This window comes from uncultured Pseudophaeobacter sp., assembly GCA_905479575.1.
GTDB lineage: Bacteria > Pseudomonadota > Alphaproteobacteria > Rhodobacterales > Rhodobacteraceae > Pseudophaeobacter.
The window spans coordinates 1-22409 of the sequence record CAJQNB010000086.1; the positions used below are offsets into that span (position 1 = coordinate 1).

General features: G+C 59.4%; 17 protein-coding genes and 1 pseudogene. 9 read left to right on the top strand and 9 right to left on the bottom strand.

The features are described from left to right. Positions 1–149: 149 nt before the first annotated feature. Positions 150–1139, bottom strand: a pseudogene (locus tag QZ268_RS19185) (ABC transporter ATP-binding protein); the annotation flags it as partial. Positions 1140–1576: 437 nt separating this feature from the next. On the opposite strand from QZ268_RS19185, the gene QZ268_RS19190 reads away from it, so the two are divergent. From QZ268_RS19190 to QZ268_RS19200, 3 genes are all read left to right on the top strand, one after another. Next, entirely contained in the window at positions 1577–2401 is an 825-nt protein-coding gene (locus QZ268_RS19190; RefSeq protein WP_295455678.1) for a hypothetical protein, read from the top strand. A 117-nt stretch (positions 2402–2518) separates the two neighbouring features. Continuing rightward, positions 2519–3280, top strand: coding sequence for a DUF6478 family protein (locus tag QZ268_RS19195; RefSeq protein ID WP_295455680.1), 762 nt, complete (start codon positions 2519–2521; stop codon positions 3278–3280). Positions 3281–3290: 10 nt separating this feature from the next. Beyond that, positions 3291–3662 (top strand): hypothetical protein, encoded by a 372-nt coding sequence (locus tag QZ268_RS19200; RefSeq protein WP_295455682.1) that lies wholly within the window; start codon positions 3291–3293, stop codon positions 3660–3662. Positions 3663–3694: 32 nt separating this feature from the next. On the opposite strand, the gene QZ268_RS19205 is transcribed toward QZ268_RS19200, so the two are convergent. The 6 genes from QZ268_RS19205 to gpmI all read right to left on the bottom strand — a co-directional run bounded on the left by QZ268_RS19205 (position 3695) and on the right by gpmI (position 10965). Further along, positions 3695–4441: an isocitrate lyase/phosphoenolpyruvate mutase family protein gene (locus QZ268_RS19205; protein ID WP_295455684.1), complete on the bottom strand. Its 747-nt coding sequence runs from the start codon at positions 4439–4441 to the stop codon at positions 3695–3697. Beyond that, entirely contained in the window at positions 4438–5502 is a 1065-nt protein-coding gene (locus QZ268_RS19210; RefSeq protein ID WP_295455686.1) for a trifunctional transcriptional activator/DNA repair protein Ada/methylated-DNA--[protein]-cysteine S-methyltransferase, read from the bottom strand. Before QZ268_RS19210 ends, QZ268_RS19205 begins: the two co-directional genes overlap by 4 nt. Positions 5503–5595: 93 nt before the next feature. Next, positions 5596–6693 carry a ribosome small subunit-dependent GTPase A gene (rsgA, locus tag QZ268_RS19215; RefSeq protein WP_295455687.1) on the bottom strand — a complete coding sequence of 366 codons (1098 nt, stop codon included), beginning with the start codon at positions 6691–6693 and terminating at the stop codon, positions 5596–5598. A 202-nt stretch (positions 6694–6895) separates the two neighbouring features. Next, positions 6896–8236 carry a S41 family peptidase gene (locus QZ268_RS19220; RefSeq protein ID WP_295455689.1) on the bottom strand — a complete coding sequence of 447 codons (1341 nt, stop codon included), beginning with the start codon at positions 8234–8236 and terminating at the stop codon, positions 6896–6898. A 7-nt stretch (positions 8237–8243) separates the two neighbouring features. After that, the gene (locus tag QZ268_RS19225) at positions 8244–9392 is read right to left on the bottom strand and encodes a peptidase M23 (RefSeq protein WP_295455691.1); all 1149 of its coding nucleotides are present in this window, start codon (positions 9390–9392) and stop codon (positions 8244–8246) included. Between the two features lie 55 nt (positions 9393–9447). After that, positions 9448–10965 (bottom strand): 2,3-bisphosphoglycerate-independent phosphoglycerate mutase, encoded by a 1518-nt coding sequence (gene gpmI, locus QZ268_RS19230; RefSeq protein WP_295455693.1) that lies wholly within the window; start codon positions 10963–10965, stop codon positions 9448–9450. A 417-nt stretch (positions 10966–11382) separates the two neighbouring features. On the opposite strand from gpmI, the gene QZ268_RS19235 reads away from it, so the two are divergent. The 3 genes from QZ268_RS19235 (at position 11383) to QZ268_RS19245 (ending at position 16187) form a co-directional block, all read left to right on the top strand. Beyond that, positions 11383–11847, top strand: coding sequence for a DUF1203 domain-containing protein (locus QZ268_RS19235; protein WP_295455695.1), 465 nt, complete (start codon positions 11383–11385; stop codon positions 11845–11847). A gap of 396 nt (positions 11848–12243) precedes the next feature. Further along, positions 12244–13404, top strand: coding sequence for an ABC transporter substrate-binding protein (locus QZ268_RS19240; RefSeq protein WP_295455697.1), 1161 nt, complete (start codon positions 12244–12246; stop codon positions 13402–13404). A 179-nt stretch (positions 13405–13583) separates the two neighbouring features. Further along, positions 13584–16187 (top strand): methyl-accepting chemotaxis protein, encoded by a 2604-nt coding sequence (locus tag QZ268_RS19245; protein WP_295455699.1) that lies wholly within the window; start codon positions 13584–13586, stop codon positions 16185–16187. Positions 16188–16328: 141 nt separating this feature from the next. Here QZ268_RS19245 and QZ268_RS19250 read toward each other — a convergent pair whose 3' ends face one another. Beyond that, the gene (locus tag QZ268_RS19250; RefSeq protein ID WP_295455701.1) at positions 16329–17258 is read right to left on the bottom strand and encodes an ABC transporter ATP-binding protein; all 930 of its coding nucleotides are present in this window, start codon (positions 17256–17258) and stop codon (positions 16329–16331) included. Positions 17259–17340: 82 nt separating this feature from the next. Here QZ268_RS19250 and QZ268_RS19255 point away from each other — a divergent pair, with 82 nt between their 5' ends. Together QZ268_RS19255 and QZ268_RS19260 are read left to right on the top strand one after the other, a co-directional pair. Next, positions 17341–17523, top strand: a complete 183-nt coding sequence (locus tag QZ268_RS19255) for a zinc-finger domain-containing protein (RefSeq protein ID WP_295455703.1) — start codon at positions 17341–17343, stop codon at positions 17521–17523. A 26-nt stretch (positions 17524–17549) separates the two neighbouring features. Next, positions 17550–18200: a TIGR02117 family protein gene (locus tag QZ268_RS19260; protein ID WP_295455705.1), complete on the top strand. Its 651-nt coding sequence runs from the start codon at positions 17550–17552 to the stop codon at positions 18198–18200. Between the two features lie 9 nt (positions 18201–18209). On the opposite strand, the gene QZ268_RS19265 is transcribed toward QZ268_RS19260, so the two are convergent. Beyond that, positions 18210–18752 (bottom strand): hypothetical protein, encoded by a 543-nt coding sequence (locus tag QZ268_RS19265; protein ID WP_295455707.1) that lies wholly within the window; start codon positions 18750–18752, stop codon positions 18210–18212. A 240-nt stretch (positions 18753–18992) separates the two neighbouring features. On the opposite strand from QZ268_RS19265, the gene polA reads away from it, so the two are divergent. Next, positions 18993–21815: a DNA polymerase I gene (gene polA / locus QZ268_RS19270; RefSeq protein ID WP_295455708.1), complete on the top strand. Its 2823-nt coding sequence runs from the start codon at positions 18993–18995 to the stop codon at positions 21813–21815. Positions 21816–22409 lie beyond the last annotated feature (594 nt).

Genomic DNA, 22409 nt, shown 5'->3' on the forward strand with positions numbered 1-22409 from the left:
CCACCGCCTCAACGAAACGCCGCGCAAGTGCCTTGGCTACCGGACGCCCGCTGAGGTCTTTGAAAGCAACCTGATGGAAATTCAGAACCGGTTGGAGTAAAACGAGATATCAAGAACTGCACTTCACCGTGAGTTCACAGATTGGCATCAATCATGTCCTTGGGGGCGAACCGTTCTGTCATAACCGACCAGCGCAGCCCCATGTCCTGCATCTGGTTGTAATAGGTCAAAAGCTCCTTCCAGGGGGCGGAAAGATCCTTATAGGCCGCCAGCCCCGCAACCAGCGCCCCGACAGTGATTTCCCCACGGATCGCCAGCACCCCTCCTGCGGAATAAAACACAAAGGGGGTCATATGGCCGATCAGGTTGTTGAGGAACTTCATGAAGTATTTCTTGTTGTAGATCCGGCGGCGGATTTCAAACAGGCGTCCCAGCCGATCCGAGATCTGCGCCAGCCGATAGCGCCAGCCGCCATTGCCGCGCAGATCGGAAATCCCGGCGGCGGTCTCGCCAATCTCGGCGGCCAGGGCGCGCACCTGCTGGATGCGCTCCTTGTTCAGCAGGTTGATCTGGCGCTGCAACATCGGGATCAGCCAGGCCTGCAGGGGGATCAGCGCGATAGAGACCAATCCAAACCAGACGCTTTGCATGAACAAAAAGGCCACGATGGTCAGCATCTGCCCCGCCTGAAACACCGGCTGCGCCAGCGCATCCCCCATCAAGCCCCCCATGGGCTCGCTTTCCGAGGTGATCATCGACACCAGCTCGCCCTGGCTGGTGGTGCGAAAATAGGGTTTGGGAAAGCGGATCATCCGACTGATCAGGGTATAGCGCAGCCGTCGCAACAGCCGTTCCGCCGTCACCCCCTTGGCGGTGTTGAGGCGCATTTTCAACACCCCGGCAATAATCACCGCCGCCAGAAATCCACAACACAGCACCAAGAGATATTCGACCTGGCTCATCTCATGGCCCCAGACCTCGACCCGGGGCGTTGGCGCGCCAATGGCATCGTTGATGATCCGTTTGGGCAATTCAAGAGACGCAAAAAGAAACGGAAATATCAGCAGGGTTAGTGCCAATAGCCCCATCTGCTGCCGCTTTGAATAGCGCCAGATAAATGAAAACAGCGTGCGCGGCATGTCCGGTCCTTGTTGCATAAAAGCTGCATGGCTGAGCCTTGCGAGTGGCTCTGACTTGCCGCCTGCGGCAGAAATTGAGTCACTGTGTCAAAACTTGGCAAACCTATGCACCAAATTTAAGAAAGCCAAGGTGATCTAGGTCACGCAACTTTGTCGTTGCAGCCACAAAGCTGCAAATTTATTGCGCGACCAAACCAACAGACCCCCGGCAGCGGGGCAACAGAGGCTGACCGGGACAGGTCAGAAGACCAACAGAGATGAATTTCACCACAGCCTGTCGGCCTTTCAGACAGCATAGACCCCCAGTCACTACGGCCAAAGCGCCCTCTCAGTGTTGGAGCTTTGGTCACGGAACGCCAGAAGACGGGGCAACAAAAGACGGGACCGCAAGAGCAAGCAGGCGCTTTGCGGGCCTGAGGCCCCTCGCGGCGCTGGCGGTGACCTGTGCGCTGTCCGCCTGTTCTACACTGCCGCAGGCGGGGTTTTCCTTTGCCACCCGCGGTGAACAGAACAAGGATCAGCACAGCCAGACCGCGCGCGCCCCAACAAAGACCCAGGCCCAGTTTTCCCAGGGCAAGGTCACACTGGTTGCGCCTGCGGGCCATTGCATCGACACCACCATGCTGCGCCAGGATGCCGATGGTGGGTTTGCCCTGCTGCCCCGCTGCAATCTGTTGCATGGCCCCAGTCTGTTCGGGCGAAACCGTGCTGCCGTCATCACCGCCACCATCGGCCCGGCCCAGAGGGCTGAGGCGCCCTCAACCACTGAGCTGGCCCAGACTGCCACGGGGGCAAAGCTGCTGTATTATGATGACAAGGGCCTGTTGCCCCTGGTCCGGTTGCAGTGGCCAGGCCATAATGCCATGGGCGGCTCTGGCGCCAGTGACCAGCATTGGCGGGGGGCCTTTGTGGTGAACAACCATCTGGTTGTCCTTGCGCTTTATGCCCCCGACGGCAGCAGCCTGCTGGGACCGACCGGCGCCAAGCTGCTGACCGAGATGACCCGGCGCAGTCAAAATGCCAGCTTGATAACAGCGCCGCAGCCTGCGCCTCTTTCGACTCAGGATCGGCAGTCACCCCCTCTGGCGCAGCCGCCGGCAGCTGTCTCCCTCCGGCCAAAGGCGCGCTCCGAAACAGCCAGGCCCCCATCAGATGCTGCTGTTGCCCTCGCGCAGAACGCTCCGGCGGAAAAACTCTCGCTGGGGCGGCGGATTCGCGGTTTATTTCACAGCTCTTCCACGGCTAGATTGACAACAGAGTAAAGAAGGTCGATGGCTCGGTCGAACCCACCCGCCTGCGGCCAGACCTGCTGAACAAAAACGCCCAAGGCAGAAGCTGCGGGCAAAAGGCCAAACATAACAAAAGGTGCAGAACGCAATATGGGCGGTTTTCTAAACAAGCTGTTTCATCGGCGCGCCCTGCGGCGCTGGCAGCAGGGCACAGCCCAGGCCGCACGCATGCCGCTGTCACAGCTGCGCCAACTGCGAAACCAGGCCCGTGCGCTGCGGGGGGAATTGGACCGGTTGATCCATGTCGCCGAAGGACGTCTGGCCCTGCCGCAAATTGGCACCTCCTTTTTTCCACGTCCCCATGGCACCGACTGGTCCTGGCGGCCCGAGCTGTGGCGCGGACCAATACCGACACCGGGAATTTCCTCGGTGCCCTCCAAATCCAAGCTTGGTGACGAAATCACCCTGTTTCACGATTGCAGCATTTCGGAGCTGACTTTGCGCCAGTTGCGCAACAGCCGCGAAGAGGATCTCGCCCCCTTTGGCCTGCGCATGGACGTGTTTAATTTTGACGGATCCTTCCTGTCGCTGGTCGTCGACCTCCCGACTGAGGCCTGCCAGGGCCTGTCGCGGCATCATCTGATGCGGATTGACAGCATAATAGAGACCGAAAAGCCCATCGAAATTTTTGCCCGTCTCAATATTCGCCACGGCCCCAACACCGAACAACTGGTGCGCGAATTGCCCTTGGGTGAAAAAAACGTCACCGTGGAGTTTGACCTCGCCTATTCCGATCTGAACGAAAAGCGCATCGAGCGTATCTGGCTCGACCTCATCTTTGAGGCGCCTGACATGAACCAGGTCATTCTGCGCGATCTGACTTTTGCGCGCCACCGCCGCGCCAATATCTGAGGCCCAAAACATGAGCGACCTGACCGTCACCAAGATCCGTTTTCAAAATGGCACCTGGGAAGGGGTAATCCAGAACGCAGGCGACAGCGGCCTGCCGCCGGACATTCAGGTGCTCTATCAGGACCACCCCATCGAAGGTCTCTCAATCAGCGAGGGCAGCTCCGCCAACGAGTGGGCCCTGCATATCACCATTCCGGCCCAGGCGATCTCTGATGGGGTACAGACCTTTGTCATCGCCGAAGGCGGCAAGAAACTGGAAAGCTTTTCGCTGATCGCCGGGGAGGCCGCAGTGGATGACATGCGCGCCGAGATTGATCTGTTGCGGGCCGAACTGGACATGCTGAAACGCGCCTTTCGCCGCCATTACCTGGAAACCAGCTGATCCGATCTACACCGGGCCAGCCCAGCTAGCGGCTACTCTAGCGCCGCAAAGTCCGCACCCAGTTGTTGCATTGCTTTGACATAGGGCTGCGGCCCATAGCTGGCCCGTGCCACACCGGAAGCGGCCATGGCTGACAGGGTCATGCCGGGACGCATCATCACATTGACCGGCAGCGGCGAGGCCTCCGTGATACGGGCAATCAACCCCGCATCCGTCAGGCCGGGAACAAAAAAGCCACTGGCCCCGGCGGCGGCATAGGCGGCCGCCCGCGTCAGCGCTTCATCCAGCAGATCCTCATGGCGGTCAGGCGCCGGGGTTTTCAAAAACAAATCGGTACGGGCATTGATAAAGTAATCCGCATCAGCCGCGCGCATCGCTGCAATCCGGTTGGTTTGCTCATTGATCTCATAAAGCCCGTCGCCGCCGATGATCTGATCCTCAAAATTGATCCCAACCGCGCCCGTTGCCACCAGTTTTTTGGCATTCAAGGTCAGGGTCTCGGGCTGTCGCGCAAATCCGCCTTCAAAATCAACCGTCAACGGTAGATCACAATGGGCGGTGATCCGCGTGACAGTCTGCAACAGCAGCTCCAGTGGGATCGCCTCCCCATCACCATAGCCCTGCGCTGCCGCCACCGACCAGCTGCCGGTGCCCAGCGCCAGAGCACCGTTCTGGGCAATCGCAGACGCGCTGCCCGCATCCCAGATATTATACAGCACCAGGGGGGTGCCCGGTTGGTGCAGGGCGCCAAAGGCACGAGCCCGTTGGGAATAAGTCATGCAGTCAGCCTTTCTGTGTAGCTGGTTTCAATCTCGATGAGCCGTTGTTTGCGCCACAGCCCGCCGCCATAGCCGGTCAGGCTGCCATCCGCCGCAAGAACCCGGTGGCAGGGAATGACCACGGCAATCTGATTGCTGCCATTGGCCCGTGCCACCGCGCGGGTTGCGGTCGGGCGGCCCAGCTCCTGGGCGATCTGCGAATAGCTGCGGGTCTCACCCGCCGGGATCTGCAACAGGGCGCGCCAGACCTGCCGTTCAAAATCGGTACCATGCAGCGCCAGAGGCGTATCAAATCGCGCCTGGGTACCGGCAAAATAATCAGCCAGTTCCGCCGCAATCTGCTGCGTCGGTGCCGGGCGACCAAAGCCAATGCCACCGGGCTGCGCCTTTTGCAGCCGCTGCATCTCCCGCGGCAGGGCCTTGCGATCGGCAAATTCCAGCAGATGCAGCTGGTGCTGACAGCTGATGGCAATCATCGCCCCCAGCGGCGTGTCGATCCAATCTGCCAACAGCAGCGCATCCTTGCGAAAGGCACCGGGGGCCATGCCAACCAACCGGGCAAAGGCAGCGCGAAAGGCCGAGGGGCTGTCAAAGCCCGCATCGATCTGCGCGGCAATCACCGGCTCTCCGGCGGACAGGGCGGTAAAGCCCTCACGCAGCCGCCGTTGCCGCGCCATTTCCAGAAAGGTCATGCCAAAATGGCGCTTGAAAGCCCGCCGCACGGTCGAAGGATCATAACCCAGCTGCACCAGGTCATCCTCGCGCCACCGGTGGGTCGGACGCGCCTCCAGCGCGTCGATCAGCGGCTGCACCATCGGGTCATCCCCGGCGGCAGCTTTCAGCGGCTTGCAGCGTTTGCAGGCACGAAAACCTGCCTCGATGCAGGCACCGGGCGAGGCAAAGAACTGGCAGTTTTCGAACTTGGGGTTGCGCGCCGGGCAACTGAGGCGACAAAAGATACCAGTGGAAGAGACGCCAACATAGGCGCGCCCCTCATAACTGGCATCACGGGCGCAAAGCGCGGCATAAAGCGTTTGGGAATCAGGCAGGTCAAACATCATGGCAGCAGATTAGCCAATCCATAGGCCCGCCGTCGCCGGTTTCCGGGCGTTACTGTCGAAAAAGCAAATCATCCGCCAAATTGCGCTGCGCCGTCAGCGGCCAAGCTTCTTGTTCAGCTTTTTCATGCTGCGGATGGTTTTGCGCAGGGCCTTGCCGCCGCGTTTGCGCTCTGCAAGCGACGCGGTGTTGCTGCGGTCCTCGACAACCAGCTTGCGCCAGCGCTCCAGCCGCACGGGATCAAGATCACCGCGCGTACGGGCGGCGATCAAGGCACAGCCGGGCTCGTTTTCGTGTTTGCAATTGCGGAACTTACACTGACCGGCGAGGTCGGTCAGATCCTCAAACAGATCGGCAATGCCGGCCTCTGCCTCGGCCATCTGCAGCTCGCGCATGCCCGGCGTGTCCATCACCGCGCAGCCATTGGGCAAAAACCGCATCTGCCGGTGCCGCGTGGTATGGCGTCCGCGGGCATCATCCTCGCGAATTTCAGCCGTCTCAGCGGTGTCCCGGCCAAACAGAGCATTGACCAGTGTCGATTTCCCCACCCCGGAGGTGCCCAGAAAGACCAGCGTGTCACCCGCTTTGCACCAGGGCGCGAGCTGGTCTTTGGCGCTATCGCTTTTGGCATTCAGCAGCACCACCGGCACCCGCGAAGAGATGCTTTGCGCCTGTTCCACATAGGGCGCAGGATCGTCGCACAGATCCGGCTTGGTCAGCAGGATCACTGGCGTCACCTCGGCCTCAAAGGCCAGCGCCAGATAGCGTTCCAGCCGGGCCAGGTTGAAATCGGGATTGCAGGAGGTGACAATAAAACTGGTATCGGTATTGGCCGCGATCAGCTGGATACTGCGGTCATGCCCCGGAGCGCGCCGCTTGAACAGGCTTTTGCGCTCCAGCACCCGACTGGAGGTTGGCAACACCCGATCGAGCAACACCCAGTCACCAACCGTGGCAGCCAGTTTCGGCGGTACCAGCTGGTCGATACCGTCCCCCTGAACGCGTAACCCGCTGCGATGGGCCTCGACAACCCGCACCGGCGGGGTCTGCTCCAGGTCCTCTCCCATCACCTGATCGGCAAAGAACGGCTGCCAGCCGAGCTTCTCCAGCACGGACAGCGCTGCGCCGTGTTGATCTGGAGCGCCCTGATCAACACCGCTTGCTGGCGCTTGGGGATCATCCCGGGTGGTCATAAAGGATCTGCTTTCTTACGGAGACGTGGCAACACAGGTTGCGCGCTAAGAACCACAGATTGCCAGTCGGCTAAAGCCCCTTTGCGTTCGCAGTCCCGCTGCGGTTCCCTTGATGACAAAAAAGGACCGCCCCCAAAGGAGCGGTCCTGATCAGTATCTGGCAGAAAATTCAGGGACTCCGCCCCTGATATTTCACGCCCGGTTATTGCTTTGGCCCCAGGGCAACGAGACCCTTGAGGATGTCGATGGCATAGGCCAGCTGGTAATCCTGCTCACGCAGTGCAGCGGCTTTTTCTGCCCGCTCACGATCCTCTTTGATCTGGCGGATTTCATCCTCGGTCAGGCTGTCGTTGTTGAGGCTGCCACGCAGATCCGCCTCGGTGCGGGTCCGGCGGGCTGCGCTCTCTTCCTCGGCCTCTTCTGTCTCGGCGGTACGGCGCGGCTGCTCGACCACGATGTCGGGGGACACGCCCAGCGCCTGGATCGACCGGCCAGAGGGGGTGTAATAACGCGCCGTGGTCAAGCGCATGGCGCCATTGCCCCGCAGCGGCATCACGGTCTGAACCGAACCTTTGCCAAAGCTTTTGCTGCCCACAACGATGGCGCGGCGATGATCCTGCAGTGCACCGGCAACAATTTCAGACGCCGAAGCAGAGCCACCGTTGATCAGCACCACGATGGGTTTGCCACCAGAGAGATCCCCAGGGGTGGCGTTGAAACGCTCGCCGTCTTCTGGGTTGCGGCCACGGGTCGAGACGATTTCGCCGCTGTCGAGGAAACTATCAGCAACGCTGATCGCCTCGGTCAGCAAGCCGCCGGGGTTGTTGCGCAGATCCAGCACGATGCCGCTGACCTTGTCGATGCCGCCGGCCTCTTCGATCTGTTCCTGCAAACCGGATACCAGGTTGGGGGTGGTCTGACGGTTAAAGGTGGTGATCCGCAGCACCACGGTTTCGCCTTCGGTGCGCGCCCGTACGGCTGTCAGCTTGATGGTGTCGCGGATGATCGACACGTCAAAGGGCTCTCCCTCGCCTTCGCGCACCACAGTGATCACAATTTCAGATCCCACCGGACCGCGCATCAGGTCAACCGCTTCGTTCAGACCCAGACCAAGCACGCTTTCGCCATCTACATGGGTAATGAAATCGCCGGCTTCCATGCCAGCCTCATCCGCCGGGGTGCCATCAATGGGGGAGACAACTTTGACAAAGCCCTCTTCCTGGGTCACCTCGATGCCGAGCCCGCCAAATTCACCGCGAGTCTGCACCTGCATGCTGGCCGCATCATCTGGTTTCAGATAGCTGGAATGCGGATCAAGCGACGATAGCATGCCACCAATGGCCGCCTCGATCAGCTCTTTCTCGTCAACCTCTTCGACATACTGGGCGCGAATACGCTCAAAGATATCGCCAAAAAGATCCAGCTGCTCATAGACCGTTGCTTCGCGGTCCGTCTCCTGCGCCAGCAGCGGGCCGGCCACATAGGTTGTTGCAACGATTCCGGCCAGCGTGCCGCCAATAGCCGCCATGGCAAATTTTCTCATGAAACCTTCATCCACCTTTTCCGATGCGGAACCATGTTGCAGGATCCACCGGGCTGTTATCCATTCTAACTTCTATATAGAGCGTTTCTGTCCGGTCAGTTCCACCCCCTTCACCACTTAGTGACAAAATGGCACCAGCCTGCGGAGCACTTCCCCCCATCAGGCCCACCGGCGTACCTGCGGGAATGACCTGACCGGCTGAACCATACACCTCTGCCAGTCCTGACAAAATAAAAAGCGTATCCGGCTGTGGTTCAAGGATCACCACATTGCCAAGGTCCAAAAGCGGACCACGGTAGCGGATTGTCGCCGCCGTTGGCGTGCTCACCAAGGCGCGGGGCCGGGCGGCAATCAGCAGGCCCGGACGGGCGATCCCCGCCGCATCGCGTTTTTCAAAGCCGCGCAGCAGCAGGCCTTCGACCGGCAGGTCAAGCTCTCCCCGTTGGGCGCTGATATCCACTGAAAGGGGCGTAATCTTTTCAGCACCGCCGGCAATTTCAGCCAATCCACTGGCAAATCCCGTCAGTGTCTCAGTCGAGGAAATCAAAATAGCAGTGCGCACGGAGTTTTCGGTAAAGCGCCGCGGCAGGTCGGTGCGGTCAGCAATTGCGGCGGACAGGGCGGTCCGGGCCTCTTGCACCCCGGACAGACCCTTTTCCAGGGTGCCAGCGGCGTTTTGCTGCAACAGGCGCAGAGTCTGCACCTCTTCCAGGTCACGGCGCAGCGCCTCGGCGCGGGCATAAAGCCCCGGTGTCACCTCAGCCACCATCATGGCCGAGCGCGCCGCCCCCAGCGGCCCCGAAGGATGCAGCATCAGCACCGGTGGCGCCGAAGTTTCTATGGTCTGCAGGATGCCCAACAGTTCTGCCACGTCGTCTTCGCGGGATTTCAGCTGGGTAAGCAGTTGCGATTCGCGGCGCGCCACCCGCCGCAACCCCTCACGCATGGCCCCCAGCCCGGCCTCATAGGCGCGCACCGTGCCAGTCAGCGCCTTGACCCGATCCCGCGCACTTTCGGCGGCTTCCAAAGCCACCGTTGCCGCCTCCAACTGATCCGCTGCCGCCTGTGCCGCCTCGGCAGGCGCCTGCTGGCCCTGCAGCGGTGCGGCAAAGCTGATCAATGCAAAAAGAAGCAGCCCTGCGGCGCGGTTGGTCATATGGTTCAGATCTTTTTGGCCAGGTCGTTTTGGTCAGGTCGTTTTGGTCTGGGTCTCAGGTCAGTAGGCTCTCACCGGTCATTTCCTCCGGCTTGGGCAAGCCCATAAGCTCTAGCAGGGTGGGGGCAAGATCGGCAAGACGGCCATTGCGCAGCCCAGCCCCCGCTGGCCCGCCAACCAGCGCCACCGGCACCAGATTGGTGGTATGCGCGGTATGGGCGCCACCGGTTTTGGGATCCACCATAACCTCGCAATTGCCGTGATCCGCCGTGACCAGCATGGCGCCACCGGCCTTTTCCAAGGCCGCAACCACCTGAGCCAATCCCTGATCCACCGCCTCGCAGGCCTTGATTGCAGCCTGAATGTCACCGGTGTGGCCAACCATATCGGGGTTGGCGTAGTTGGTCACAATCAGATCATAGCCGGCCTCAATCGCCGCAACGAATTTCGCTGTCACCTCCGGCGCGCTCATCTCTGGCTGCAGATCATAGGTCGCCACCTTGGGCGATTTGGGCATGGCGCGGTCTTCGCCCTGTTCCGGCTCTTCCTTGCCGCCGTTGAGGAAAAAGGTCACATGCGGATATTTCTCGGTCTCCGCCAAACGGAACTGGCGTTTGCCCTGCTTGGCCACCCATTCGCCCAGGGTATTGACCAGCTCGGCCTTGGGGTATGCGGTTGTCATGTAGTCATTATGGGCCTTGGAGTAGTCCACCATGCCCAAAAGCGCCGCCAGTTTCGGGCGCTCCCCGGTGTCAAACTCGGCAAAGCCCGGCTCGCCAATGGCGCGCAGAATCTCACGGGCGCGGTCGGCGCGGAAGTTGAGACAGAAAAACCCGTCGCCATCCTGCACCCCCTCATAGCCGCGCAACACGCTGGCCCCGATGAATTCATCGGTTTCCGACTGGTTATAGCCATGGGTCACAGCGTCATGCGCATCCGCCACCGAGCGCCCCTCGCCCTTGATCATGGCGTTATAGGCCTCGCTCACCCGCTCCCAGCGGTTGTCACGGTCCATGGCAAAATAGCGTCCGGTGACACTGGCAATTTTGGCGCCTCTGGGCAGGCCCTCTTTCAGCTGTTCAAAGTACCCGTAGGCAGATTTTGGCGCCACATCACGCCCATCCGTGATGGCATGCAGCCAAACCGGCACACCCGCTGCAGTGATCGCCCGGATCGCCGCCAGGATATGGCTGATATGCCCATGTACCCCACCATCCGAGACCAGCCCCATCAGATGCGCCGCACCGCCAGTTTCTTGCAGCTTGGCGATAAAATCCAAAAGTGCCGGATTTTGTTCAAAAGAGCCATCCTCGATCGCCAAATCAATCTGACCCAGATCCATCGCCACCACCCGGCCAGCTCCGATGTTGGTATGCCCCACCTCCGAGTTCCCCATCTGGCCGCTGGGCAGTCCCACATCCGGCCCATGGGTCACCAGCCGTGCCTGCGGACCTGCCGCCATCAGTGCATCAAAGGTGGGCGTCTGCGCCAGATGCGGCGCATTGGCCGCTCCAGGCGCGGCACTGCCCCAACCATCAAGAATACACAGAACGACGGGTTTGGGCGTGGACATGTCAAAGCTCCGGAGCAAGGGCAGGTGAAATAAATCGTCCCCGTCTTCTAACCGCTTGCCCCCTCGGGGTGAACCGACAACCTGTCACAGGTGGCGTTATCAGTCGCACCATCCGCCCCGACGCGGCAAAAGCGCGCCCCCCGGCGGGCCAGATACGAGACCAAAATATCCGAAGGCTTAGCCAGGACCTGCGCTGCGCTTACATATTCCTTGGCTGCCCAAGGCGCCGCGCGCGAGCCTCCGCAGGAGCGCTGCGCGCCGGGCCCAACGGGTGGGCTGGGCATCTGTGATGCACTGCCACCGGGCGGGAGCCCCCCCCTTTGGAATGCCCCAGTTGATTACCCGCATGTTTCGGGTCGCTTGCAGATCGGGATCTACGTCAGGATCACAGCCAATCAATTCCAAGAAGGACCCCAGATGACCAAAATCACCGCTCTTCCTACTGAGATAACCCGCCAGCTGCAGAACGGCGGGATGGATGCCCATGGCCAACCGCCAGAACGCGTGACATCGGACGGTGGCGGAAATCCCTGCCGCCATTGCCTACGCTATATTCCCAAGGGCGCCGAGATGCTGATCCTGGCCCATCGCCCCTTTGCCACGGCGCAGCCCTATGCGGAAACCGGTCCAATCTTCCTCTGTGCCGCCCCCTGCCCCCGCCACGACAGCGCTGAGCTTCCCGAGGCGCTGACACGCGCCCCCGACTATCTGATCAAGGGCTACACCACCGAGGACCGCATCGTTTACGGCACCGGCATCGTGATCCCGCAGGCGCAGATGATGCAGCAAGCGGGGACCATTCTTGCAAATGACCGCGTCGCCTATGTCCATATTCGATCCGCCCGCAACAACTGCTACCAAGCCCGCATCGACCGGGCCTGACAGCGCCGCAAATGTTTCGCCCGCGAAACAGAGCAAGGATTTGGCAAGGAAGATTGCCCGCCCCCGACCCTAGCGTACGGGGGCAGGGCAACACATCAATGGCAACAATGTGCAGGAAGTGACCTTTGCAAAGTTAAGCTCAAATCGAAAAGCCGACATTCAGACTTCCCTGCAAAAGGTGCATCGGCTCAAAATTCATGCAGCCTTGTTTGCACACTTAGGTCCATTTGCCCCGGATGCCCCCTAAATCACGTGACCACATGGTTGCAGAAGGTTCTAGATCTTCGCAGTTTCTCAAGATCAATAAAATCGTACCTAAAAACACAGACCAAATTTCGCACAAGTTAACATTCCACCAGCAAGTTGGCTCACCATCATCTATGTGGAGTCTGATTGATGTCTTTCAACAAGTCTATCTTGGCTGCTGCGGCTTTAGCAGCGCTACCTATGTTAACGAGTGCAGAAGAAGGCGTGACCAGTACTTCTGTTGCTTTTGCCCAAGTCGCGGCCCTTGAAGGTCCTGCGGCGGCACTGGGCCAGGGCATGCGTCTTGGCATGCAGGCGGCGTTCGAAGAAGCCAATGCTGCTGGCGGTGTTCATGGCCGTACAATTACTCTGGACAGCATGAATGACAACTACGAGCCCGATCGCTCGGTTGCGCTGGTGAAGTCGGTTGTTGCAGACAACAATCACCTGGGCCTGATCGGCGCAGTTGGAACGCCAACAGCCTCAGCGACCCAGCCAATCGCGACCGAAGCGAATATGCCTTTCGTTGGTCCCTTTACTGGCGCTGGCTTTCTGCGGGATGCGAGCCTTGGCAACGTCTTCAATGTTCGCGCGACCTATTTTGCTGAAACCGAGGCTTGGATTGAGTATCTGGTTGACCAACAGGGCATGAAATCCATTGCCTTGTTGTACCAAGACGACGGGTTTGGTCGTGTTGGCCTGGCCGGGGTTACCGCTGCGCTGGAACGCCGTGGCATGACTTTGGTTGCCGAGGGCACCTATACGCGTAACACCACTGCGGTGAAAAAGGCGCTCCTGACCATCAAAAAGGCCAAACCGGATGCGGTGGTCATGGTTGGCGCCTACAAACCGGTTGCCGAGTTCATCAAATTGTCTCGCCGTCTCAAGTTCAACCCAACCTTTGTAAATATCTCATTTGTTGGCTCCGATGCGCTGGCGCAAGAGCTCGGTGACGCCGGTGAAGATGTGATCATCAGCCAGGTTGTGCCTTTCCCATGGGATACAGACGTACCAGCCGTTGCACAGTACCAAGCGGCCTTGAAAACCGTCGCCCCTGACGCCAACCCTGGTTTTGTTACGCTTGAGGGCTATCTGACCGGTCGCCTCGCATTGGCCGCCCTAGACGCCGCGGGTGCGGATCTGACGCGGCAATCCTATCTGGAGGCTCTTGGCGGACTGCAAACGCTCGATTTTGGCGGCGTGACCATGACCTTTGGCCCGGACGACAACCAGGGCATGGACAGTGTCTTTTTAACCAGAATCACCAAAGATGGCGGTTTTGAGCAAGTCACTTCCGGCGGAGCGTCCTGATCCAGGATCTCTGGCTCGGCGCTGAGGCGTCTTAAAGAAAAATCTGCCCGGTGGACGGGCAGATCCCACGGGGCCCTGCGACACCACTCGGGATCGCGAAAATAGGTACGAACATGACGAAGCAGCCAAAACAAACAGCCAAACGTCGCCGCCATCCCCTGTCCAGCATCAGGGCAAAGATGATCCTGATTCTTCTGTCTATGGCCGCAACGTCAGCAGCATGTGGGTTTGCCGTTTTCTTTGCTTTTGAACGCATTGCCGGAGATATGGACAGTCTCGCCCAGAACAAGCTCCCGCAAATGGAACAAAGCAGCCAGCTCATGGGGGCTGCCAGCACCACAAAAGATGCGATGGTCGCGGTGATGCTTGCAGAAACCCCTGAATCCCTGGATGTGGCAGCAGGCTCGGTGCGCGAGGCGGTTGCACAGTTGAAAACCGCAGTTGGCCAGCTCCCTGAGGCGCTAGGTGCTGAATTTGCGGAAGATGTTGTCGCCGTCGAAACCGCTCTGGCAGCTTCGATTTCGGCCCGTTCGACCGCTTTTAAAAACTCGGCATGGGTTGTGACCCAAACCAGCGAACTCCAAGAGAACAGCAGTATCCTGCAGGGAACTTTGGTGCAGATCGCGGATGATGCCTATTTCAATCTGACACTTGGCGGCGAAGATACCATGTCGTCAATCGAGGCCACCTTGATGGATCTGGTCGAAACAAAATTCGCAACCCTGCAAACACTTCTAGAAGCCCGTGCCGAGGTCAACCTTTTGTCCGGTGTCGCACTGGCCATTGGCCGCGCCCAGGACAGCGGCCTGGTTTCTATCCTGGCGGATTTGGCAAAGGCGTCCGATGCTCGTTTGTCGGATGCTTTGGACAGTCTTGAAACCAACGCAGCCGATATAATCGCGGTTGCCGAGTTGCGCAGTGCGAAGGATGCGCTGCAGCAGGCGATTGCGCAGGGCAACTCTCAAAGCTCTGCAATGCGGCAAGACGTTCTCTCGGCCCGCCAGTCCAGCGATGCGATCCTTGCGTCAGCTGTGGATGACATGGTTTTTGAGCTTACTCTTTCAGCCGATGACGTCAGTACCGGAAACCGAGATGCAATCCAAAGCCTGCTCGACAATGAGGTCGGGTTTTTGAACACGCTGCTGGAAATCAATACTTGGATCAGCAGCTTTCAGGTCGCGGCTTTGGATGTGGTGACGTCCCCGGGAGTTGATGAAACGCGCCTGGCTGCAAAAGCTTTGGAACGGGCTGCCGAAGCTCTTGGGGGGTATATGGATTTCAATGATGGAATTCTGTCGGAATCCTTGACGGCGATGACAGCATTGGCAGATCCGGATCAGGGGCTTGCCGCCTTTCGGATTGCTTCTATTTCTGCAGATGCGACGGCCACAGTTGAAGCGAAGTCCACTGCAAAGGCCGTGCTGCAAATTGCAGGGCGCGCCTCACTGCTTGGGTCGGAAAGTCAGGGCGAAATCGAGGTCATGGCCGGGGAAATTTCCTCCGAAGTCGGGACTGCAAAAGCAAACCTTGAATATCTCTTGATGTTCTCTGGTGGACTTCTGGTCGCAGCGCTTCTGCTGACACAATGGCTGGTTCAGCGCCCTCTGAATGCCATCAGCCAAACAACGGAACGTTTGGCCGATGGCGATCTCAGCCCGATTGCGGGTTTCGACAAGGCCAGTGATGAGATCTACAGAATTGCTCAAGCTTTGACGATCTTTCGCAACGGCCTGGTTGAAAAACAAGAACTGGCCAAGACTGCCGAAGCAGAAAGGGCGGCCCATCAGGCGCATCAAGCCGCAGCGGTCACTGCTATCGGTGACGGGCTGTCGCATCTGGCAAAGGGCGATTTGACCTACCGGATAAAAGAGGAACTGACAGATGGCTATGCCCAGCTGAGGGCCGATTTCAACAGCACCGCCGAAACACTTTGCAACACAGTTGTCGAAGTGGTCGCTGTATCCACCTCAATTCGCAACGGAGCCTCTGAAATCAGTCAGGCGTCGGATGATCTGTCACGCCGAACAGAAAGCCAGGCCGCGACCCTAGAGGAAACTGCGGCTGCCCTGGACGAGCTGACAGCCAGTGTGCGCTCGGCCGCCGAAGGTGCCCGTTCGGCAGAAGCAACAACACAGGAAGCGAAATCCGAAGCAACAGATAGCGGTGCCATTGTAGAGCGGGCTATGGTTGCCATGCAGGACATCGAGACGAGCTCGACTCAGATTGCTCAGATCATCGGGGTTATTGATGATATTGCATTCCAGACCAATCTATTGGCTCTGAATGCGGGTGTTGAAGCTGCTCGTGCGGGTGACGCCGGACGTGGCTTCGCTGTGGTAGCCTCCGAGGTCCGCGGCCTTTCTCAACGTACAGCAACAGCGGCCCGGGAAATTACCGGTCTGATTGGCAAAAGCTCTCAACAGGTGAACTCCGGTGTTGAGTTGGTCGGCGGAGCAGGGGAGGCCCTGCAATCCATCGTCGACCGGGTAAGCAATATTTCTCGCCTGGTTTCGGAAATCGCTGACGGCGCCACAGAGCAGGCAACTGGACTGAATGAAACAAATATTGGCATTACTGAACTGGACAAGGTCACACAGCAGAATGCGGCCATGGTGGAAGAATCCACAGCAGCGAGCCATTTGCTAAGAAGTGATGCCGGGAAATTGTCAGAGCTGGTGGCACATTTCAACGTTTCAATCGACTTGGCTGGCGAAGACGAAGGCGCTGCCCAGGACTGGGACGTGGCAAACGATCATGAGGGCGCAGCAGTCCTTTACGGCTGATAGAAGCCATGAGTCATTGGCAGCCTGTAGTGCGTTTGTTTCACGGTGTAATTCTCTTTCATAGGAGGCTGGTTTGAATGTCAGCTTAGAAATCTGCAGTGTTCAAACAGTACGTTTCCTTTGGGCTGCAACCGGTCCCGTTCAACCAGACTTCGTTAGCGCCAGGAAAACATCTTCCAGATCCGCCTCAGCGGTTTTGACGTCGCGGATCGAAATGCCGGCGGCATGGACGGCGGCCAGCACCTCTTCGGCGCTGGTTGTATTGCCGTGATAACGCAGCAGAACCGCGCCATCGTCGCGCAGATCGGCGGTGATGCCGGCGCCCTGCGGCAGGGTCTCAACCGGGCTGGCGGGATGCACCACCATGGATTTCGCATCCAGCCGTCCCAACAGATTGGCGGTGCTGTCGCGTGCCACCACTTCGCCCTTGTCGATGATGGCGATCTCGTCGCACATCTCTTCGGCCTCTTCCAGGTAATGGGTGGTCAGGATGATGGTCATGCCCTGCTGGTTCAGCTTGCGAATGTTTTCCCACAACATCTGGCGCAGCCCGATATCCACCCCGGCGGTGGGTTCATCCAGCACCAGAATATGCGGGTGATGCACCAGCGCCTTACCCAGCAAGAGCCGCCGCCGCATGCCTCCCGACAGGGTGCGCGCATAGGCATGGGCCTTGTCCGTCAGCCCAACCATTTCGAGGATCTCATCGCTGCGGCGCTGCTGTTTTGGCACACCATACAACCCGGCCTGCACCTCCAGCGCGCCGCGCGGGGTAAAGAAGGGATCCAGGTTCAGCTCCTGCGGCATCACCCCAATGGCGGCGCGGCTTTGGCGGGGGTTGGTGTCCTGATCAAACCCCCAGATCGTCACCCGGCCCGAAGTCTTGCGCACCAGACCGGCCATGATGTTGATCATGGTGGACTTACCAGCCCCATTGGGCCCCAGCAGGCCAAAGACAGATCCGCGCGGAATGGTCAGGTCGATGCCTTTCAGGGCCTGCTTTTCCGGTTGGCCCTTGGCGCCTATGTAGGTTTTGCGCAAGCTTTCGATACGGATTGCATCATCTCTCATAGCAGTACTTGCCCCCGGTTTTGGCATCAGACATACATGGTTCACCCATGCGCCTAGCCGAAATTCAAAAGGACCGCCAGCGATGACTATTGAAGCGCCCGAAACCAAGATCGTTGAAACCTACCGCGTTGCCTGCGATGGCGGCGAAGGCGCGCTGGGTCATCCCCGGGTCTACCTGCAGATCCCCGAAGGCGACGGCTTTGTCGAATGCCCCTATTGCGACTGCAAATACATCCATAAGGATCATGTAGACTCCGCTGCGTGATCCCCTGGCTGGCAAGAGCCCTGCTTTTGCCACTTGGGTTGGTCTGCGCCTATTGCTTCGCAGCCGTTGTCGGCGCCGCAATTCCCTCTGGACCAGCCAAGACAGCAGAAACGGCACCCAGCCATCAGGTGCGACTGGTTGCCGGGCCAATTCACTATGATTTTCTGCTGCCGCTGGATGCCGCCACACGGGCGCAGTTTCAGTTTCTGGAGGCCAGCGGATTGCCCGTGGACCATCCAAATGCACACTGGCTGGTGATTGGCTGGGGCGCCCGTGGCTTTTACACCACGACAGACTATCACGACCTGACCCCGACAACCCTGCTAAATGCCGCCATTGGCGACCGCTCTGTGTTGCGCGCAGAAGTGCTGGGGCCACTGAACACTTTGCCTGACCTGCGCAGCTTCAACTTTGACGAGGCGGAATATGCAGCCTTCCTAGCCGCCATTGCCGATAGTTTCGACCGGCCAGAGGAGGGCCCGGTGCAGAGCCTCAACCTCCCCGGGTTCACCCCGAGGGATCGCTTTTATGCCGCCAAGGGGCGGTTTCACCTCTTGCGCACCTGCAATACCTGGGTCTCACACATGATCCGGGCTTCGGGCCGCCGTTTTGGTCTATGGACCCCCTTGCCCTATTCCGTCAGCCTGTCCCATTGGCTGTTTGCCGGGCCAGACTGAGCCTGGAAGTCACGACGCGGGCAAATTGGCAGGATCGAACTGGCACCATTCACCAGCCTTGACAACGGTGGCCGAAAACCCCGTTGCGGAGAACAGCCCATAGACCCAACGTTCCCCCAGTTTTTCGCGATCAAAGGCCACTTCGACGTTGCTGGTCGCCGCCCGGATCATCGCGATCATCTCGGGCACAAACCCTGCCGTCAGACTGGCAAAATCGCCATGGGAATCCAAACCGGTGGTCATTTCATCACCAAGCCAGGACTCGCTGCCATCAACGGACAGGACGACATAATCCTCCTGATCCCAGGGCGAACCGGTCTCACCTGGGTAGGGGGTATAGCGATACTCAAAACTGGCGTTGTAGCCCTTTTCCAGGAAGCCAAAGATCAAGGTGCCAGAAGTATCCTTGGCTGATCTCAGCGAGTAGACATAACACACCTGGCCTATTTTGACCGTCGCCCAGTTGCCGTGCTCAAAATAGTCGGCATGGGCGCTTGATGTGCTAAAAACCAGGGAAGACAGCGTAGACAAGGCCAAAATCAGGGCTTTCACTTTATAAATCCTTTCAAAGAATATTCCGTTGTTGTTGATAGCTTTATTCGAGATCAATCGGGAAAATCTACTGCTGTGAAAGCCAATAACGGCTCTGTGACCTGACCAACAGCCACGGGCTGCTGCTCTGTTTTGCGCCAATCGCACCGCCTACCGCAAATCCTGCCGGAATGGGCAATTGCCCTCTGCCGCGCGATCACCGATAACGGGACAAACGCGCAACAGCCGGAGCATCAGCCCATGAGCGAAAGTACACTTGGCCAGGCCAAATTCGGCAAAGGATGCCATCTGCATTTGATTGATGGCTCTGCCTTTATCTTTCGGGCCTATCACGCGCTGCCGCCGCTGACGCGCAAATCGGATGGGCTGCCCATCGGCGCCGTTGCCGGCTTTTGCAACATGCTGCACCGCTATGTCGAGGCCAACACCGGCCCGGATGCCCCCACCCATGTGGCGGTGATCTTTGATCATTCCGGCAAAAGCTTCCGCAATGACATGTATGATCTCTATAAGGCCAACCGCCCGCCCGCGCCCGAGGATCTGCGCCCCCAGTTCCCGCTGACCCGCGATGCCACCCGCGCCTTCAATATCGCCTGCAAAGAGGTCGAAGGCTTTGAGGCCGACGATATCATCGCCACCCTTGCCCATCAGGCCCGCGATGCCGGTGGGCGCTGCACCATCATTTCATCAGACAAGGATCTGATGCAGCTGGTGGGCGGCGGCGTTGAAATGCTGGACGCGATGAAAAACAAGCGCATCGACAGCGATGGCGTGGTAGAGAAATTTGGCGTTGGCCCCGACCGGGTGGTGGATGTGCAGGCGCTGGCCGGCGATAGCGTCGACAATGTGCCCGGCGCCCCCGGCATCGGCATCAAGACCGCCGCGCTTTTGATCAACGAATATGGCTCGCTCGAAGAATTGCTGGACCGGGCCGAAGAGATCAAACAGCCCAAGCGTCGCCAGACCCTGATCGATAACCGCGCGCAGATCGAGATGTCCAAACAGCTGGTGCAGCTGGATTGCACCATGGAGCTGGATTTCTCCCTCGAAGACCTAGAGGTGCTGGAGCCCGATGCCGAGGTGTTGATGGAATTCCTGGGACTGATGGAATTCCGCACCCTGGCCAAACGCATGGCGGAACAGATGGGGATTGACGCCCCCGCCCTCCCCGAAGCCAGTGCTGCAGGCGCCACTGCCGCGACCGAAGTCGCCGCAGCCGTGGCCTTTGATGCTGAAAAATATGAATGCCTTGGCGACGCGGCTGGATTGCAGCGCTGGATCGACCGGATCTATGAGCGCGGCTATGTGGCGGTGGATACCGAAACCACCGGGCTGGATGCCATGGTGGTGGATCTGGTTGGGGTGTCGCTCTGCGTTGATCCCGGCGAGGCCTGTTATATTCCGCTGGCCCATAAACAGGGCGGCGATGATCTCTTTGGCGGTGAGGGCCTTGCCGAGGGGCAGATGCCGCTGGAGCAGGCGCTGGCCATGCTCAAGCCGATGCTGGAGGACCCTGCGGTGCTCAAGATCGGTCAGAACATGAAATATGACGCCAAGATCCTGCACCGCTATGGCATTGATGTAGCCCCGATTGATGACACCATGCTGATGTCCTATGCGCTGCACGCCGGCGAACATAACCACGGTATGGATATCCTGTCGGAGCGCTATCTCGATCACAAACCGATCCCGATCAAACCGCTGCTGGGCACGGGGAAATCCGCCATCACCTTTGACCGGGTGCCCATGGCCGATGCGGTGCCCTATGCCGCCGAAGACGCCGATATCACCCTGCGCCTGTGGCAACATTTCAAACCGGAACTGCACCAGCGGCAGGTAACCACCGTCTATGAATCCCTGGAACGACCGCTGGTGCCGGTGCTGGCCGAGATGGAGCGCAATGGCATCAAGGTGGACCGCGACACGCTAAGCCGCATGTCCAACGCCTTTGCCCAGAAAATGGCCGGGCTGGAGGATGAGATCCACAGCCTGGCGGGCCAGTCTTTCAACGTCGGTTCCCCCAAACAGCTGGGTGAGATCCTGTTTGACAAGCTGGAGCTGCCCGGCGGCAAAAAGGGCAAAACCGGCGCCTATGCCACCGGCGCCGATATCCTCGAGGATCTGGCCACCGAACATGCGCTGCCCGGTCTGGTGCTGGACTGGCGCCAGCTGAGCAAGCTAAAATCCACCTATACGGATGCGCTGCAGGACCATATCAACCCGGATACTGGCCGGGTGCATACCTCCTATATCCAGACCGGGGCCAACACCGGCCGCATGGCCTCCTCTGATCCGAACCTACAGAATATTCCTGTGCGCTCAGAGGAAGGCCGCCGCATCCGCGAGGCCTTTGTCGCAGAAGAGGGCAATGTGCTCTTGTCGCTCGATTACAGCCAGATCGAACTGCGCATTCTGGCCCATGTGGCCGGGATTGACGCGCTGAAAGCGGCCTTTGCCGCCGGTCAGGATATTCACGCCATGACCGCGTCGGAAATGTTCAACGTACCGATGGAAGAGATGACCTCGGAGATTCGCCGCCAGGCCAAGGCGATCAACTTTGGCGTCATCTACGGCATCTCCGGCTTTGGCCTGGCCCGCAATCTGCGCATCCCCCGGGCCGAGGCCCAGGGTTTTATCGACCGCTACTTTGAACGCTTCCCCGGCATCCGCGCTTATATGGATCAGACGGTGGAATTTGCCAAAGAGCACGGCTATGTGCAGACGCTGTTTGGCCGCAAGATCCACACGCCAGAGATCGCCGCTAAAGGCCCACGCGCCGGGTTTGCCAAACGCGCCGCCATCAACGCCCCGATCCAGGGTACCGCCGCCGATGTGATCCGCCGCGCCATGGTCCGCATGCCACAGGCCATCGCCCATCTGCCCGCCCGGATGTTGTTGCAGGTCCACGATGAACTGCTGTTCGAAGTACCGCAGGCTGCGGTTGAAGAGACCATCGAAACGGCCCGCCAAGTGATGGAAAATGCCGCAGACCCAGCCGTGCATCTGGACGTGAAACTCAGCGTCGACGCAGGTCAGGGCAGCAACTGGGCTGAAGCGCATTAACCCCAGCCGCCATAGAACCCTGAAAACAAAAAGGGGGGGCTCCCGCCCGTCTCGGAACAATCAAGATTGATCCTCCCCCGTTGGGGGTGGCGCCGCGCTGACGCGCGGCGCGGGGGTGCCTGCCCGCAAAGTCTTCACGCCATCGGTCTGACCCTTATTGTTGCGATTCGGGTCAAGGGCGGCAAAGCCGCCGCGCCACGCGCGGCTTGCCCTTGAGGCGAATCGGAACCTCCCACCCTTGCACTAGCGCTTCAGGGCAGACCTGCCCCTGAAACGCATCTCAGCAAATCTGTCTGCGCCGCGCGTCAGCGCGGCGCCATGCCCAACAATAGAGGGACATCCAAAGGATGTCTCGGAATTGGCGGGAGCACCACCGGCCCGGCAAAGGCCCGACAAAGATGTAGCAAAAGTCTGACAAAGGCCCAGCGAAGCTCTGGCAATGACCTCCGCATTTCCTGGAGTGAGGGGTTCATCCCTCTGCCGATCAGGCCACACCCCCCTCGCCCCAACCGTTTTGAAGGACACTCACGCAACGATCCAGCACATCAATCCCGGCAGGAGAAATCCAACCAGTACAGGAGCAGAACCGGCTGG